The 15,418-nt window shown below is 41.3% G+C and carries 17 protein-coding genes and 1 riboswitch; of the genes, 14 read left to right on the top strand and 3 right to left on the bottom strand.

The window, feature by feature from the left end:
- Positions 1–5 precede the first annotated feature (5 nt).
- From gspH to cysQ, 9 genes are all read left to right on the top strand, one after another.
- A complete protein-coding gene (gene gspH / locus BTN98_RS19500; RefSeq protein ID WP_060998646.1) occupies positions 6–602 on the top strand; it encodes a type II secretion system minor pseudopilin GspH in 597 nt (198 codons plus the stop codon).
- Positions 599–958, top strand: a complete 360-nt coding sequence (gene gspI / locus BTN98_RS19495; RefSeq protein WP_060998588.1) for a type II secretion system minor pseudopilin GspI — start codon at positions 599–601, stop codon at positions 956–958. The genes gspH and gspI overlap by 4 nt, the downstream gene beginning before the upstream one ends.
- Complete coding sequence (gspJ, locus tag BTN98_RS19490) at positions 945–1,592, top strand: type II secretion system minor pseudopilin GspJ (RefSeq protein ID WP_060998587.1); 648 nt, start codon at positions 945–947, stop codon at positions 1,590–1,592. The genes gspI and gspJ overlap by 14 nt, the downstream gene beginning before the upstream one ends.
- Positions 1,589–2,623 carry a type II secretion system minor pseudopilin GspK gene (gene gspK / locus BTN98_RS19485; RefSeq protein ID WP_060998586.1) on the top strand — a complete coding sequence of 345 codons (1,035 nt, stop codon included), beginning with the start codon at positions 1,589–1,591 and terminating at the stop codon, positions 2,621–2,623. The genes gspJ and gspK overlap by 4 nt, the downstream gene beginning before the upstream one ends.
- A complete protein-coding gene (gene gspL / locus BTN98_RS19480; RefSeq protein WP_231730702.1) occupies positions 2,592–3,911 on the top strand; it encodes a type II secretion system protein GspL in 1,320 nt (439 codons plus the stop codon). Before gspK ends, gspL begins: the two co-directional genes overlap by 32 nt.
- Positions 3,911–4,393: a type II secretion system protein M gene (locus tag BTN98_RS19475; RefSeq protein WP_060998584.1), complete on the top strand. Its 483-nt coding sequence runs from the start codon at positions 3,911–3,913 to the stop codon at positions 4,391–4,393. The genes gspL and BTN98_RS19475 overlap by 1 nt, the downstream gene beginning before the upstream one ends.
- 2 nt (positions 4,394–4,395) lie before the next feature.
- Entirely contained in the window at positions 4,396–5,154 is a 759-nt protein-coding gene (locus tag BTN98_RS19470) for a type II secretion system protein N (protein WP_060998583.1), read from the top strand.
- 141 nt (positions 5,155–5,295) lie between these two features.
- The gene (gene nudE / locus BTN98_RS19465) at positions 5,296–5,853 is read left to right on the top strand and encodes an ADP compounds hydrolase NudE (protein ID WP_060998582.1); all 558 of its coding nucleotides are present in this window, start codon (positions 5,296–5,298) and stop codon (positions 5,851–5,853) included.
- Between the two features lie 3 nt (positions 5,854–5,856).
- Positions 5,857–6,690: a 3'(2'),5'-bisphosphate nucleotidase CysQ gene (gene cysQ / locus BTN98_RS19460; protein ID WP_060998581.1), complete on the top strand. Its 834-nt coding sequence runs from the start codon at positions 5,857–5,859 to the stop codon at positions 6,688–6,690.
- A 73-nt stretch (positions 6,691–6,763) separates the two neighbouring features.
- On the opposite strand, the gene sthA is transcribed toward cysQ, so the two are convergent.
- Positions 6,764–8,179: a Si-specific NAD(P)(+) transhydrogenase gene (gene sthA / locus BTN98_RS19455; RefSeq protein WP_060998580.1), complete on the bottom strand. Its 1,416-nt coding sequence runs from the start codon at positions 8,177–8,179 to the stop codon at positions 6,764–6,766.
- A 322-nt stretch (positions 8,180–8,501) separates the two neighbouring features.
- On the opposite strand from sthA, the gene fabR reads away from it, so the two are divergent.
- On the top strand, positions 8,502–9,134 hold the full coding sequence (fabR, locus tag BTN98_RS19450; protein ID WP_060998579.1) for an HTH-type transcriptional repressor FabR: 633 nt from the start codon (positions 8,502–8,504) through the stop codon (positions 9,132–9,134).
- A gap of 27 nt (positions 9,135–9,161) precedes the next feature.
- The gene (locus tag BTN98_RS19445) at positions 9,162–9,533 is read left to right on the top strand and encodes a YijD family membrane protein (RefSeq protein ID WP_060998578.1); all 372 of its coding nucleotides are present in this window, start codon (positions 9,162–9,164) and stop codon (positions 9,531–9,533) included.
- A gap of 73 nt (positions 9,534–9,606) precedes the next feature.
- Here the strand turns inward: BTN98_RS19445 and trmA are convergent, their stop codons facing one another.
- Positions 9,607–10,713 carry a tRNA (uridine(54)-C5)-methyltransferase TrmA gene (gene trmA, locus BTN98_RS19440; RefSeq protein ID WP_060998577.1) on the bottom strand — a complete coding sequence of 369 codons (1,107 nt, stop codon included), beginning with the start codon at positions 10,711–10,713 and terminating at the stop codon, positions 9,607–9,609.
- A 147-nt stretch (positions 10,714–10,860) separates the two neighbouring features.
- Positions 10,861–11,095, top strand: a riboswitch (cobalamin riboswitch).
- Positions 11,096–11,127: 32 nt separating this feature from the next.
- Here trmA and btuB point away from each other — a divergent pair.
- From btuB to murI, 3 genes are read left to right on the top strand one after another with little or no spacing between them, the layout of a single operon-like run.
- A complete protein-coding gene (gene btuB / locus BTN98_RS19435) occupies positions 11,128–12,957 on the top strand; it encodes a TonB-dependent vitamin B12 receptor (RefSeq protein ID WP_060998576.1) in 1,830 nt (609 codons plus the stop codon).
- A 58-nt stretch (positions 12,958–13,015) separates the two neighbouring features.
- On the top strand, positions 13,016–13,714 hold the full coding sequence (locus BTN98_RS19430) for a Dph6-related ATP pyrophosphatase (protein ID WP_060998575.1): 699 nt from the start codon (positions 13,016–13,018) through the stop codon (positions 13,712–13,714).
- 31 nt (positions 13,715–13,745) lie between these two features.
- Entirely contained in the window at positions 13,746–14,543 is a 798-nt protein-coding gene (gene murI, locus BTN98_RS19425; RefSeq protein ID WP_082732170.1) for a glutamate racemase, read from the top strand.
- Here murI and BTN98_RS19420 read toward each other — a convergent pair.
- The gene (locus BTN98_RS19420) at positions 14,512–14,973 is read right to left on the bottom strand and encodes an RNA recognition motif domain-containing protein (protein ID WP_060998573.1); all 462 of its coding nucleotides are present in this window, start codon (positions 14,971–14,973) and stop codon (positions 14,512–14,514) included. The genes murI and BTN98_RS19420 overlap by 32 nt on opposite strands.
- Positions 14,974–15,418 lie beyond the last annotated feature (445 nt).

The raw sequence follows: 15,418 nt of genomic DNA, 5'->3' as shown, positions 1-15,418 counted from the left end.
AAATGATGATGAAACGTAATGCAGGTTTTACTTTAATTGAAATTATGTTGGTGTTAGTGCTACTGGCTACCAGTGCCGTTGCTGTGGTGTCGACGTTACCCAATAATAAGCGTGATGAAGTGAAAGAGCAGGCAGTACGTTTTCATCATTTAGCCCAACTGTTGGGTGAAGATGCAATGTTAAATGGGGTTGATTACGGTATTCGTATTGAACCCCATCAATATTCTTTTTTAACCCTCACCCAAGATGGTTGGCAGCCATTAGAGGGAGCGAAGTTTTTCACCAATGTAAAATTGGATGCGGGTATTACCGCTACCGTTGAAATTGGTGGGGCATGGAAAGATAAGGACCGACTTTTTAAATCTGACTCTATGTTTAAAAATGACGACATATTTAAAAAGTCTGATCAGGACAATAAACCGTTACCGCCACAAATTGTGGTGATGGCGAGTGGTGACTACACTCCGTTTACGGTCAGTTTTGAAATTAATAATCAGCATCAATTTTGGCAGGTGGTGGCGGATGAAGTGGGTAATTTAGTGCTATTAGCGCCAGGGCAAACATTCGCCGAACAATTATCACGACAGGAGCAATCACAGTGAAGCGCTCGCAAGGATTTACCCTGCTAGAGGTGTTGGTTGCTTTAGCGATTTTTGCAGTAGCGGCATTAAGCGTGATGCGTGCCATTAGTCAAAACTTAAATAATCTAGGTTATCTAGAGCAAAAAACTTTGGCTTCAATGGTAGCTGACAATGAATTAGCTCAATTGCATTTAAGCGGTCAGTATCCAAGTTCGATTAAACGTGGTAAATCGACATTGGCTGATCGAGACTGGTACTGGACAGTCACCAGTACTAAAACTCAACAGCAATTGTTGCGCCAAATAGAAGTATCAGTCGCAACTGATACACAACGTAAACACTCAGTTATTACGGTAAAGACTTATGTCACAAATTAATCGTCGTCAGCAGCAAGGTTTCACCTTACTGGAAGTGTTGGTGGCGATTGCGGTGTTTGCTATGTTGAGCTTATCTGCTAATCAAGTTATTACCAATGTTATGCGTAGCGACGCGCAATCAAAAGATCACAATCAGCGTTTACAGGCGATTCAGCGCACAATGATCATGATGGATAATGACTTTCGACAGATTGTAGCGCGAAAATTTAGAGTCGATGCTGAAAAGCCAACCGATAAAATCTTGCAAGCGGGTGAGTATCTTCTAGATTCAAGTAGCGAAGGGATCACCTTTGTTCGAGATGGTTGGCAAAATCCACAATCCATGTTCCCTCGTGGTGACATTACTCGTGTTGGTTACCGTATTATTGATGATAATTTAGAGCGGATTTGGTTTCGTTACCCTGATACCGTGGTGGGTGCCAAGCCGTTAGTGCGAGTCTTACTGACGGGTGTTAGCGATTTAAAATTTGAGTTTTATTACGATAAGCAATGGCATAAAAAGTGGGATAAAGCCGATAGTTTGCCTATGGGGATCAAAGTTATTATGACCTTGAAAAAACTCGGTGAAATTGAGCGAATTTACTTATTACCGACCTCGGCACTGAGAACTGATAAATCAAAGGCTAGCGCATGAGAAAGCAACGTGGAGTAGCATTGATTGTGGTTTTATTGCTAGTGGCTTTGATGAGCTTATTAGCAGTTCAAATGACCGAGCGGTTGCAGCTTAATTTTCATCGAGTACAAAACCAAGTCGAACATCAACAAGGCTATTGGTATAGCTTAGGGGTTGAAGCGCTGGCAGAGCAAGCACTCAAACAAAGCCTTAAAGACAGTGATACTGTTAATTTAACCCAAGCTTGGGCTGTTGGTGAGCAAAGTTATCCATTAGATGGCGGCGCGGTAATTAGCGGTAATTTAACTGATAAACAAACCTGTTTTAACTTAAATGCTTTTAGAAATATAAAAGCGAAGGCTGATAATAGCCAAAAGCCATTTTTAGTGACTTATTTACAAAATATTCTCACCGAGTCGGGTGTCGATGATTATGAAGCTGAGGTGATTGCCGACTCAAGTTGGGAATTTGTGGATAGCAATACCACAGTGCAATCGGCTTATGGCGCTGAAGACAGTAGCTATGAAAGCTTTCAGCCACCTTATGTTACTGCTAATGATTGGTTGGCAGATGGCAGTGAGTTTAGAGCGATTAATGGTGTTTCAGCCAAAATTTATCAACAAGTTAAAGGTTTGATTTGTGCTTTGCCAACCGATGATATGTTACTTAACGTCAATACCATTACTGAAAAACAAGCAGTATTGTTATCAGCATTATTTGCGCCCTCATTATCATTAGATGATGCTAAAAAAATCATTGCTGATCGTGATAAAAATCATACTGTTTGGGATAGTGTTGCTGACTTTATGAAACTTATTCCGCAGCCACCAACAGCAAGTCCTAATTCAGGAACAGATAAAACTGCAACGGAAATGGAGCAATATCTAACTGTTACCAGCCATTATTTTTCGTTAGACGCTGAAATAAAAGTAGACCGTGCCCGAGTGCGAACCGTGGCATTATTTAAACGTGATGATAAGAACAAGGTGACGGTAGTTCGTCGCCAATATGGAGGAATCCGTGAGCGAATTTCTGACGATAAGGCTAAGTAGCCGGCCGGGAATGCCGGTGCAATGGTTGGTCTGGTCGCCACTGCAAAATGAAGTGATTGCATCTGGCCAATTGGCGGATATTAATCAGTTAAGTGAATTAACTGAATATGCAGCAGCTCGCCCTGTTTATGGCTTAGTGCCAACCAGTGAGATGCTATTAACCCAAGTAGCGATTCCTGCTGGAAGTAGCCGTCAGTTAACGGCGGTATTACCGTATCTGCTAGAAGAAGAGCTTGCCCAAGATGTTGATAGCTTACATGTGCAATTACTTAAACGTGATAATGATATTGCGACGGTGGCTATTATTGAGCATCACAAAATCGCAATGTGGTTAGCTGCGTTTGCAGACTGTGGTATTGAGCTTAAAAAACTGATTCCCGATTGTTTATGTTTACCCTTATTTAATGATGGTTACAGTGCTGCTGAAATCGATGGACAGTGGTTAATTCGCCAATCAGAAGCAATGGGCGTTTGTGCTGATAGTAGCTGGTTGGCTGCCTGGGTAACCGCGCAAAAAGCACCAATTATTGTTGATACGGTTGATGATAGCGCCGATGACGAAGGTGATGATATTACGCCTGAAACTGAAGCCGCACGTTTAACTGAAGAAGTTGAATCGATTGTTGCAGCTACTGCGAGTTTGGCTCAGGTGACAATTCATCACTATACACCAGCACCGGTAAATATTCCTGGGCATTGGCAGCCTCAAACGCCAGAACTGGTGATGCAGTTACTCGCTATCGGGGCTGCAGAATCAAAGGCAACCTTGCTATCTGGGCCTTATAAACCTCAAGCAGCATGGCGTAAACATTTACAGCCGTGGCGTAAAGTCGCGATCGCGGCTGCGGTGGTGTTGGTGGCACTTATTGGAGAGCAAGTACTAACTACGCAGCGTTTAGAGCAACAAGCCAATGCGTATCGAGCTGAAAGTGAACGTATTTTTCGTCAAGTTTTACCACAGTTTAAACGTATACCTTCGCAGAGTTATTTGAAAAATCAAATGAATGCAGCGTTGAAAAGTTTAGGTGGTCATGGTGAACAAAATGGCATGTTAATGTGGCTTAGTGAATTAAAGCCGGCATTAATAAAAGTGCCTTCGATTAAAATTGTTAATCTTAAATATGACCAAACACGTGGCGAATTGCGGTTACAGGCGACAGCGGCAGGGTTCCAAGATTTTGAACAGTTACGCAGTGCATTGAGCGTGCAATTTGAGGTTGATCAAGGCCAGTTAACCAAAGCCGATAATTTAGTCAGTGGTGCAGTGGTACTGAGGAGAAAAGCCTAATGGCAGAGATTAAGGCATGGTGGAAATCCCTCAGTCAGCGGGAACAGTATTTGCTACTTGGGGCAGGCAGTGCATTAGCTATTGCAATGTTGTATTGGGGCGTGTGGCAGCCGTTAAATCAACGTGCAGCAGCAGCTCAGAATAAGATTAATCAACAGCGTCAATTATTGACATGGGTTGAGCATAAAGCCAATCAGATTTCGGCACTTAAACGTGTTGGTGGAACAGTCAATGTCAGTGATCAAGGACTTAACCAAGTCATTAATGAAACCACGACTCGCTTTAAAATTGATTTGATTCGCATGCAGCCCCGTAATGATGATCTACAAGTGTGGGTGCAGCCATTACCGTTTGATACTCTGGTCAATTGGTTAGTGTATTTACAGCAGAGCTATGGCATCAATACTCAGTTTATTGATCTCTCAAAAACTGATAAAAACGGCATGGTTGAAGTTAACCGTTTGCAGTTAGGACGAGGATAACCGTGAAATTTAAGTTAGCCGTTGGTGCCAGTTTTGGTGTGGTATTTATTGCCAGTTTAGTGGCTCATGTTCCTGCAAGTTGGTTATGGCAGCATGCACCTAAAATTAATGGATTATCCTTAGAGGGTATTGCTGGGACACCATGGCAAGGCTCTGCAGGTAATGTTCGCTGGCAGAATAAACCTTTTGGTCACTTGCAATGGGATATGCGTATGAGTCGCTTGCTACAAGGTGAACTTGCATTTGATGTTCGCTTTGGTAAGGGCAGTGAATTTCACCTTCAAGGACAAGGAGTAGTGGGTTATGACAGTGATGGTCCATTTGCGGAAAAATTATTGTTATCAATGCCTGCCGATCAAGCAATAGCACAAGCCCAATTGCCTGTTCCGCTAACGGTAAAAGGTAATTTAGAGTTAACCGTTAGAAATTACCACTATGCTGCACCTTATTGTAAAACACTTGATGCAACCTTAGCTTGGGTACAAGGATCAGCAGAAACTCCAATGGGAACTATAACTCCAGGACCTGTTTTTGCCGATTTAAGTTGTGCTAAAGGCGCAGTTGTTGCCAAAATTAATCAAACCTCTGCTGATGTTAGCAGTGATTGGCAAGCCAACCTTGCAACTAATCGCCAGTATAAATTTCACGGGTGGTTCAAACCGGGAGCACAATTTCCTGCTGGGCTTGCGAAACAATTAAAATGGCTAGGTGACCCTAATACCAAAGGTCACTATAAACTTAACTATTCAGGGCGATTGTAGCGTTAGTTAACATTTTAATCACAAAAGCATTAATAACCGGCAGTCGATTTCGACTGCCGCTTTCTTTCTGGTGATTATTCGCTTTTAATTAGAGTAAGCTTTTTTTATTCTGGTAATGCATTCATTAAACAGGACCTAATCATGGCAATAGGCAAAGATAAACCCCAAATCTTAGCTGCCGAAGTTGTAGCACAATCACGACTTTTTAAAATTGAATCATTGGAATTACGTTTTTCTAATGGTGTCGAGCGCACTTATGAGCGCATGCAGCCAAGTGGACGCCATGCAGTATTGATTGTCCCTGTTACTGCTGATGGTGATTTATTACTTATTCGTGAGTATTCTGCTGGCACTGAGCGTTATGAATTAGGTTTTCCTAAAGGTTTGATTGATGCTGGTGAAACGGCACTTGAAGCGGCAAATCGTGAATTAAAAGAAGAAATAGGTTTTGGCGCGCAACGATTACAGCCATTAAAAGAAGTGATTTTAGCACCGTCTTATTTTTCGAGCCGAATGACACTGTTTGTCGGCCAAGATTTATATCCAGAGCGTTTAGAAGGTGATGAGCCTGAGCCGCTAGAGGTTGTACGCTGGCCGTTAGCGCAAGCTGAAGAGTTGCTGACACATGTTGATTTTGCGGAAGCGCGTAGTATTAGTGCGCTGTTTTTAGCCCTAAAGTATTTAGCTTGTGAGGAATAGCCAATGACACTTAACCATCTTATTCCTGAGGTTATCGATATTGCTCAAGCCTCTGGTCGATTGATATTAGATATTTATCAAAATGGTCAGTTTGAACAACATATTAAATCAGATAATACCCCAGTAACCAGTGCTGACTTAGCTGCTAATCAGTTAGTGGTTGAGCGACTATCATTGTTAACACCTGATATTCCGGTGTTATCTGAAGAAGACGCTAATATTTCGCTGACTGAACGTAGCCAATGGTCACGTTATTGGTTGATCGATCCACTTGATGGCACTCAAGAATTTATTGCTGGCAGTGGTGATTTTGCTACTATCATCGCATTGATTGAGAATAATAAGCCTGTAATGGGGGTGGTGTATGCTCCCGTCTCTGGCGTGACGTATTATGCCGCGCAAGGTCAAGGGGCACATAAAATTACTGCTGATGGTGAAACGTGTGTGATCTCAACTAATAAACACCAGTCACCATTACGTGCGCTGACGATTGCGATTAGTCGTCGGCAGAATGTTGATATCACTAAGGCGCGATTTGACAGTCAATATCATTATGACGTAGTTGAACTGGGCTCTGCCTCTCTAAAAGCGTGTTTAGTCGCTGAAGGGGGGGCTGATTGCTATTTACGTTTAGGACCAACGGGTGAGTGGGATACGGCGGCAACGCAATGTATTGTTGAAGAAGCTGGTGGGCGAATCTTTAATACCCATATTACACCGTTGTCTTATAACTTACGGCAGACATTAGAAAATCCTAATTTTATCGTATTAGGTGATGAACAGTTACCGTGGACATCGATTTTAACTGCCGATGATCGCTTAATGACTGCCGAATAAAACCATCACTAATAAACAATACAATTATTAACGGAGCCTCAATGACTCCGTTATTATTGTAATTTATTGATAGTTAAAATAATCGATTAAGACCATTTAATGCCGCGACGCGAAAAGCTTCTGCCATTGTCGGGTAATTAAAGGTAGTGTTAGCAAAATACTCAATGGTATTACCTTCGCCTTTTTGTTCCATGATCGCTTGGCCAATATGAATTATTTCAGCGGCACGTTCGCCAAAGCAATGAATACCGAGGATCTGTTTGGTTTCACGATGGAATAAAATTTTTAAACTCCCAACTTCAGTTCCTGCAATTTGAGCGCGCGCTAAGTGTTTAAATTGCGACCGACCGACTTCATAAGGAATTTTTGCCGCAGTTAATTGTTGCTCTGTTTGACCGACAGAACTGATCTCTGGCAGGGTATAAATACCAGTGGGAATATTAGCGATTAATTGTCCCTGCGCCTTACCAGTACTGATAGCTTGTGCCACAAATCGACCTTGATCATAAGCCGCACTAGCAAGACTAGGGTAGCCAATCACATCCCCAACCGCATAGATATGTTTTACCGTGGTTTGATAGTTACTATTAACTCGTAGTTGACCGCGCGAGTCAGCTTCTAAACCAACATGCTCTAATGCCAGTTTATCGGTATTACCAGTCCGTCCGTTGGCATACAGTAAACAATCAGCGCGCATCTTCTTGCCTGATTGTAAATGCATAATAACCCCGTCATCAGTGCCTTCTATGGCCTCAAAAGTTTCATCATTACGGATCATGGTACCGGTATTGGTGAGGTGATAAGACAATGAGTCGGACATTTCGTTATCAAGAAATTCCAATAATCGTTGTCGAGTGTTAATCAAATCAACTTTAACCCCAAGCCCTCTAAAAATAGACGCATATTCACAGCCAATAACGCCTGCGCCATAAATAATAATATGACGCGGGTCATGGGCTAATTGTAAAATTGAATCACTGTCATAAACTCGAGAGTGCGAGAAATCAACACCAGCTGGTTGATAAGGGCGTGAACCAGTCGCAATAATAAATCGCTCAGCACTGAAATAATCAATGCTGCCATCATTGCAAGTCACGCTGACTGTATGAGAGTCAACAAATTGAGCTTCGCCATGAATTATTTGGCAGTGATTGCGATCATAAAACCCTTGCCGCATACGGGTTTGTTTGCTGACAACTTCTGCTGCATGGTGAAGGATCTGACTAAAGGTACGGTGTAAGGTTGAGGTATCGTTGCAATAGAGTGGGTTTTGATTGAATTCGATAATTCGGCTTACAGCATGGCGTAATGATTTTGATGGAATCGTTCCCCAATGCGTGCAGCCACCACCAACGCTATTTTCACGCTCAATAATCGCAACTTTAAACCCTGCTTTAGTGAGTCCCATCGCAGCCCCTTCACCACCAGGACCACTTCCAATAATGATGACATCAAAATGATTATTTGGTGTGGGTTGGTTATTAGACATAGCCTCATTCCTTGATTGGGTTATTCTTATGTGAATGGCTATTATGGTAACGGTTTGGCTTATAGGGATGAATGGTTACATAGTCAGAGCTCGAACTGAGTCACGAAGTTTTTATTATTAATCAAACGTTATAGATCCTGATCGGTTATTAAACAAGCACCACAGTTTGTGATGTAAAATGCAAAATGATACTAATCTGGCTTTGCGTCAGTCGCACTCTACCTTTACTATGTGAGTGTATAGCGTCGTTACAATGACGCGGATGTTACTGTGTAAGCAGAGTAGTATCATTGTAATAAAATCACAGAGAAGCAGATAACTCATGGGGATTAGGGCTCAGCAAAAAGAAAAAACTCGGCGTTCATTAATTGATGCCGCTTTTAGCCAATTAAGTGCCGAGCGAAGTTTTTCTAATTTAAGTCTACGTGAAGTTGCGCGTGAAGCTGGTATTGCTCCAACATCATTTTATCGTCACTTTAAAGATATGGATGAGTTAGGGTTAACTATGGTTGATGAAGGTGGATTAATTCTTCGTCAATTAATGCGTCAGGCACGACAACGTATTGCTACCGAAGGCAGTGTTATCCGTACCTCGGTAGAGACTTTTATGGAGTTTATTGAAAGTAGTCCTAACGTATTCCGCTTATTGCTTCGTGAGCGTTCTGGTACATCGCCAGCTTTTCGAGCTGCTGTTGTGCGAGAGATACAACATTTTGTGGCGGAACTGGCTGAGTATCTTGAGGCTAAAACTGGGGTAACTCATGAAGAAGCATATACTCAAGCTGAAGCGTCTGTGACATTGGTCTTTAGCTCCGGTGCTGAAGCACTTGATCTAGATAGCCATGCTCGTGCTGAGCATGCAGAAAGACTGATTATGCAACTTAGAATGATTGCAAAAGGTGCCTATTGGTATCGAAAAGAGCGTGAGCGTCGAGAGCTCAGGCAGAAACTATAATTTCATTTTTATTTTGGTGAAGTATATATGGACAAGCAACAACTTAAAGCAGAGCGTAAAACACTGATTTTATCTGGACTAACAGGTTTATGTGGTTACGGCACTCTGGCTGTATTGTTTTCAAGCTATGTAACGTTCTCTATTTTCCCTGTCTTGGCGTTTGCCATGGCATTATACTGCTTATATCAAGAATATATGCGTAAGCCGATGGCTGAAGGTGTTCCTGCTGTTGCAAGTGCATGTTTCTTTGTCGGTGTATTTGGCTACGCGGCATTACTTCGTGCTGAATACCCAGATATGGGGTCAAATTTCATTCCATTAATGATTACTCTAGCATTGCTATTTTGGGTGTCATACAAAATGGGTATCATGGATAAGAAAGAGAAAAAAGCAGCGTAAGTATCTTGCGATGATAAAAACAAAAAAGGCGCTATAAGCGCCTTTTTTATGTTTATATTGTGGCTAGTTAAGCTTATTTACGTTCAAGCACAACCCCAGCTTCCATATGATGGGTATAAGGAAATTGGTCAAATAACGCGAATCGAGTAATGTTATGGGTTTCAGTTAGAATCGCCAAATTATCGCGTAGGGTTTCAGGGTTACACGAGATATACATAATATTATCGTAACCTTGTACCATACGGCAGGTGCCGTCATCCATGCCTGATCGTGGTGGATCGACAAAGATGGTGTTGCAATTATAACTTTGCAAATCAACGTTCTGATCTTTTAGACGACGGAATTCACGTTTACCCGCCATCGCATCTGTAAAATCTTCCGCTGACATACGAATGATTTGCACGTTTTCAATGTTGTTTACCGCAATATTGTATTGTGCTGAATCAACCGAAGGCTTTGCTAGCTCAGTCGCTAATACTCGTTCAAAGTTTGGTGCGAGTGCGAGTGAGAAATTACCATTACCACAATACAGTTCCAGTAAATCACCGGCGCTATCTTGAGTGCAATCAACTGCCCACTCCAACATCTTCTGAGCAACTTCACCATTTGGCTGAGTAAAGCTATTTTCAACTTGTTTGTAAGTTAGCGTTTTATCATGAACTTTTAGTTCTTCAATGACGAAGTCTTGATCTAAGACGATTTTCATCTTACGTGCACGACCAATTAGGTTTAACTTAAACCCTTCGTCATTCAAACGTTGCTTTAATTGTTTCGCAGCTTGAGTCCATTCGTCATCTAACTGGCGGTGATAAAGCATTGAAACTAGGATTTCACCACTTAACGTTGATAAGAAATCGACTTGGAACAGTTTATGACGCAGGGTTTTTATTGGCTTAATTGCATCAAGCAACATTGGCATTAAATCGTTAATTAAACGGCTTGCCGCAGGGAACTGATCAACACGGTACTTTTCTCGCGTGTGTTGATTGAACATGATGTAATACAGTTCTTCGCCTTCGTGCCATACACGAAATTCTGCACGCATACGGTAGTGCTCTGCAGGAGAGGCAAACACCTCCAATTCAGGCGTTTCAAAATCGCTAAGTAGATCTTGAATACGGGCTGCTTTTTCATCCAACTGTGGCTGGTAGTCAGCGGTATTAAGGACGGTGGATGTCATAGTGTGTGCCTCGACTGCTCAAAATAAGACCGCAGATTTTATTGTATTGCACACTGATGTCCAGTGTTGGGACAAATTAAAATTGCGGAGACCCCAAAAATCTATCACTAATAACAAACAAAACTAGACATAAAAGCAATACACCACTAGCATTCGCGCTGTGCTGGTTAGCCTTGGAAGGCTAGGGAATACGGTGTAAATCCGTAACTGACGCGCAGCGGTAATAGAGAACGAACGCACATGGATGTAATCCAAACACTGTTGATGCTCCCTACGAATAATCAGTGCATGATTTAGTATAGTGACAATGGGAAGTTGTTGCCTAGGCGACCAAATGGTCATGCTCTTAAGTCCGAATACCAACCAGCAGACAAGCAATCTTGCTTTGATATAAACGCGACTTAGGAAATTGTAATGAAAAAATCCCTTTTAGCAGCGACAGTAGCGTCGTTGTGTCTCCCTTCTTTTGCTTCATTTGCCGCCGACACGACATCTGATGATGTGATGGTAGTAACGGCTAACCGCTTTGAGCAACCAGTAACATCTGTACTAGCGCCTTTTAATGTTGTCACTCGTCAAGATATCGATAACGTGCAGGCGAAAACATTAACTGAAGTATTGAGCTTATTACCAGGGGTACAGATCACTCAAAATGGTGGCCGAGGCCAAAGTTCAAGTATTTTTGTTCGCGGGGCAAACTCTGATCAAGTATTAGTCTTGGTTGATGGCATTCGTATGGCTCGCTCAGTTGCTGGCAACGTTGATTTTAACCAAATTCCATTAACTCAAGTTGAGCGGATTGAATTTACGCGCGGTGCGCGAGCTGCGATCTATGGTTCCGAAGCGATTGGCGGTGTGATAAATATCATCACCCTGACAGGTACAGATACGCCATCAAAAACGAAGTTAGATTTAGGTATTGGGAGTCATAACTACCAAGAGGCTAATGCTTCTGGCGCCTATAATATTGGGGATAAAACTGTATTACAGTTAGCTGCAGGTTACGAAAATGATAAAGGCTATAATGTTCATCCTCAACCAGGATTGAATGACGGTGATAAACATGGTTTTGATAGCCGTAATGCATCGTTAGCACTGCATCATCAATTTAGTGATCAAGTTTCAGGCTATGTCGCAACTCGGTGGTATAAAAATCATTATCAATATGATGGTTCAAGTATTTATTCTGGGCATCAGTATGTAAGAGCTGAAACGGAATTTAATGATTACTCTGCAGGTTTAAAATATGCTCAAAATAGCTATAAATCATCACTGATTTTTGATTATCAAAAGCAAGATAACCTGGATCTTATTGATAAAACTAATGTCGTGAATCGCAAAGATCAATATCACCAGCGCAATATTCAATGGCATAATCAGTACCAACTATTATCGACACTGTCGGTGAGTGGTGGTATCGATTGGCGTCAAGAGCAATGGAATGATTTAACTGGTTTTGCTGGCAATAAAGAACGAGATAATACTGGTTACTATGCGATTGGCTTATGGGATTACTCGCCTGTTAGTATCGAAACCAGTGTTCGTCTAGATGATAATCAGCAATATGGCACTCATTCAACTTATAATATCGCTGGTGGCTGGTATTTGAATGACAATATTCAATTACGTGGTTCATACGGCACCGCATTTAAAGCACCGAACCTTTATCAATTGTATGTGAAAAGTGCTTGGTCAACTGGTAACCCTAATTTAAATCCTGAAACCTCAAAAAATATAGATGTCTCCTTACATGCTGATTACGACATTGGTAGTTTGGCGGTAACTGCATATCAAATGCGCATTGACGATTTAATCAGTTATACCGGCGGTACACCGTCTTATGAAAATGTTGCAGGCGAAAGCAAAATCAAAGGTGTTGAAGTCGAAGCTGATTTTGATACCGGTATTATTAGTCACCAGCTAAATTTTGATTTTAAAGATCCTCGAGATAGCGAAGGTAAGCAGCTAATACGTCGTGAAAAGTTCTCATTTAAATGGGTCGGTAGCGCGAGTTATGGCAATCTTGATACCGCTGTAACGTACCAGTATCACGGCAAGCGCCCAGATTTTGATGTCGAATTACCCGCTTATGATACATGGGATCTGGCATTAACTTATTGGTTGCAGCCTAAATTAGCTCTAAAAGGCCGAGTGGCTAATCTTTTAAATGAGGATTACGAAACAGCTGCTGGTTATGCTATGCCTGGTCGAACGTTCTACACCAGTATTAATTACCAGTTTTAATATTTGATTATGTATAGACAAAGACCGCCATTGTGCGGTCTTTTTGATGGTGATGCAGATGAAAACAAAAATAATAATCGGTTGGTCATCAGGTAAAGATTCAGCGTTAACCTTATGGCGGTTATTGAACGATTCAGACTATGAGGTTGTCGGACTATTCACAACTCATGTAAATAACGATGTTCCCTTTCAAGCGACGCCTATCACGGTTGTTAAACAACAAGCACAGCTGATTGGTTTACCGTTAGTGCTGATTGCATTACCTGAAGTCTTTCCCGCCAATGATATTTATCAGCAGACGATTATTTATGGGCTAAAAAATTGTGGGTTGCAGTTTAATGGCATCGCTTTTGGTGATTTATTTGATAATGGTATTGCTGATTATCGTCGGCAGTATATTGAGCCCGCAGGATGGCAATGTCTTTTCCCTTTATTAGGCCAGCCTAGCGCCCAATTAGCTAATGAAATTATTGAGTCTGGAATTAAAACTAAATTAGTCACCATTGATAGTACTCAATTAGATCGTCAATTTTGTGGGCGTTGGTTTGATCATCAATTATTAAATGAGTTACCGCCAGCAATTGATCCGTGTGGTGAAAATGGTGAGTTTCATTCCTTGGTCGTTGATGCGCCTTTTTATAAGCAGCCACTACGTATAAGATGGTTAGCTTGCGAAACAGAAACGCGATTTTGTTATCAACGCTATATGGTTATCGAGACAGGCACTTTGCCGAATGTTGATATCGCAGTATCATGATAGCTTGATATCGTAAGTAAGGTCAGTGGTAGTGAAAAAAGTTGTTATTTTTGATTCTGGAGTGGGCGGTTTATCTGTTTATCAAGAGATCCATGCTTTACTACCGCAAGTGCAGTTCATCTATGCTTTTGATAATGCAGCTTTTCCTTATGGCGAGCTTGATGATGCCACTTTAATTAAGCGTACTAATCATATTGTGACGCTACTTGCTAACCAGTATCAAGCTGATTTAGTCGTTATTGCTTGTAATACCGCAAGCACGATTGTTCTACCCTCTTTGCGTCAGCAGTTAACCATTCCTGTTGTAGGCGTAGTGCCAGCAATAAAACCTGCAGCTTTAGTCAGCCAGACTAAATCTATTGGTCTGCTTGCCACTCCAGCTACGGTTCATCGCGCTTACACCCATCAGTTAGTACAACAATTTTCTAATGGGTGTGAGGTAAAGATGATAGGTTCGACGCGATTGGTTGAAATGGCAGAGCAGAAGCTACGTGGTAAATCAGTTGATATAGAAGAGTTGGGACGAATTTTAAAACCTTGGCAAGGGACAATAGATAGTATTGTATTAGGTTGCACCCACTTTCCACTGATTAAGCAAGAAATTGAGGCGGCCTTTAAGTACCCTGTTAACGTGGTTGATTCTGGTAAAGCAATTGCTAAGCGAGTTGCACTATTATTAGATCTGCCGAGTGGCGTTATAGCGTCCGGTAATACAATAAAGAATGTCACATACAGCAGCGCCGCAACATATGATGCTGCGGCGCTGAATAAAAGTTTAAATGCAATGCAGTTAGATACTATTCAAGCTCTAAACTATCCACATTTTTAGGCTCATTAGCCTCACGTACTTTTAGTGTGCGCTGACCATATTCTTGATTGTTAAGTTGCTCAATTGCATGTTCTGCATCTTGACTACTCATAACAACAAAGCCAAAACCTCTACGTTTGCCTGTACGCTTGTCTTTCATTAAGCGTACGGCAAAAACATCGCCATGCTCAGCGAAAAGATTTTTTACGTCACTCTCATTTGCACGATAAGGAAGGTTGCCAACATAAAGTGTTTTACTGCTCTGAGAGGGATCTGATTCATCGAGGATGGTATGTTTACTTTCTTGCATAAAGTGTAACGCCAATCCTGTTAGCATAGCACCTAGTGCAAAACTGATGGCTGGTGGAGTACTACTGAATATACTAAAGATTAAGGCGCCAATGATAGCGATAGCAATCACGGTTATTGTGGTTTGGTTATTTGATTTCATATTTAAAGTACATCTCAAAAGGGAAAGAGAAGAATGCATTAAGTTGGTGTTTTAACATCAAGCTTACAATGATGCCAATTTTTATGGTCTGTAATTCATAATAATTGAGCTTAAATTTACTCGCATGTGCTTATTACAGTCACATTGTTCACATTAGATGAAATAATCGGCAATTACATTCTTTTTTTTTTAAAAAGGCTTGTCAGAGTGATCAAAGTCTCTATAATGCGGCTCCATCGAAAGGGAATACGGTTCAACAACCGACATAGTTCAAACTTTTGAGATTTAACTTGTTAGTAATGATCAATCTTTAATTCAATGAATATTAGATGATTCTTTCTAAGAAATTTTTCTTTAGCTATCGCAGCGAAAGAAGAGTCAATAAGACGTTTTAAATAATAAAATTTCTTGTTGACTTTATATTGAGATTGCGTATTATACGCGG

It is taken from the genome of Photobacterium aquimaris, assembly GCF_002954455.1.
GTDB classification, from domain to species: domain Bacteria; phylum Pseudomonadota; class Gammaproteobacteria; order Enterobacterales; family Vibrionaceae; genus Photobacterium; species Photobacterium aquimaris.
Note: the sequence above shows the minus strand (reverse complement) of the source record. Positions and strands in the feature narration are given on the sequence as shown.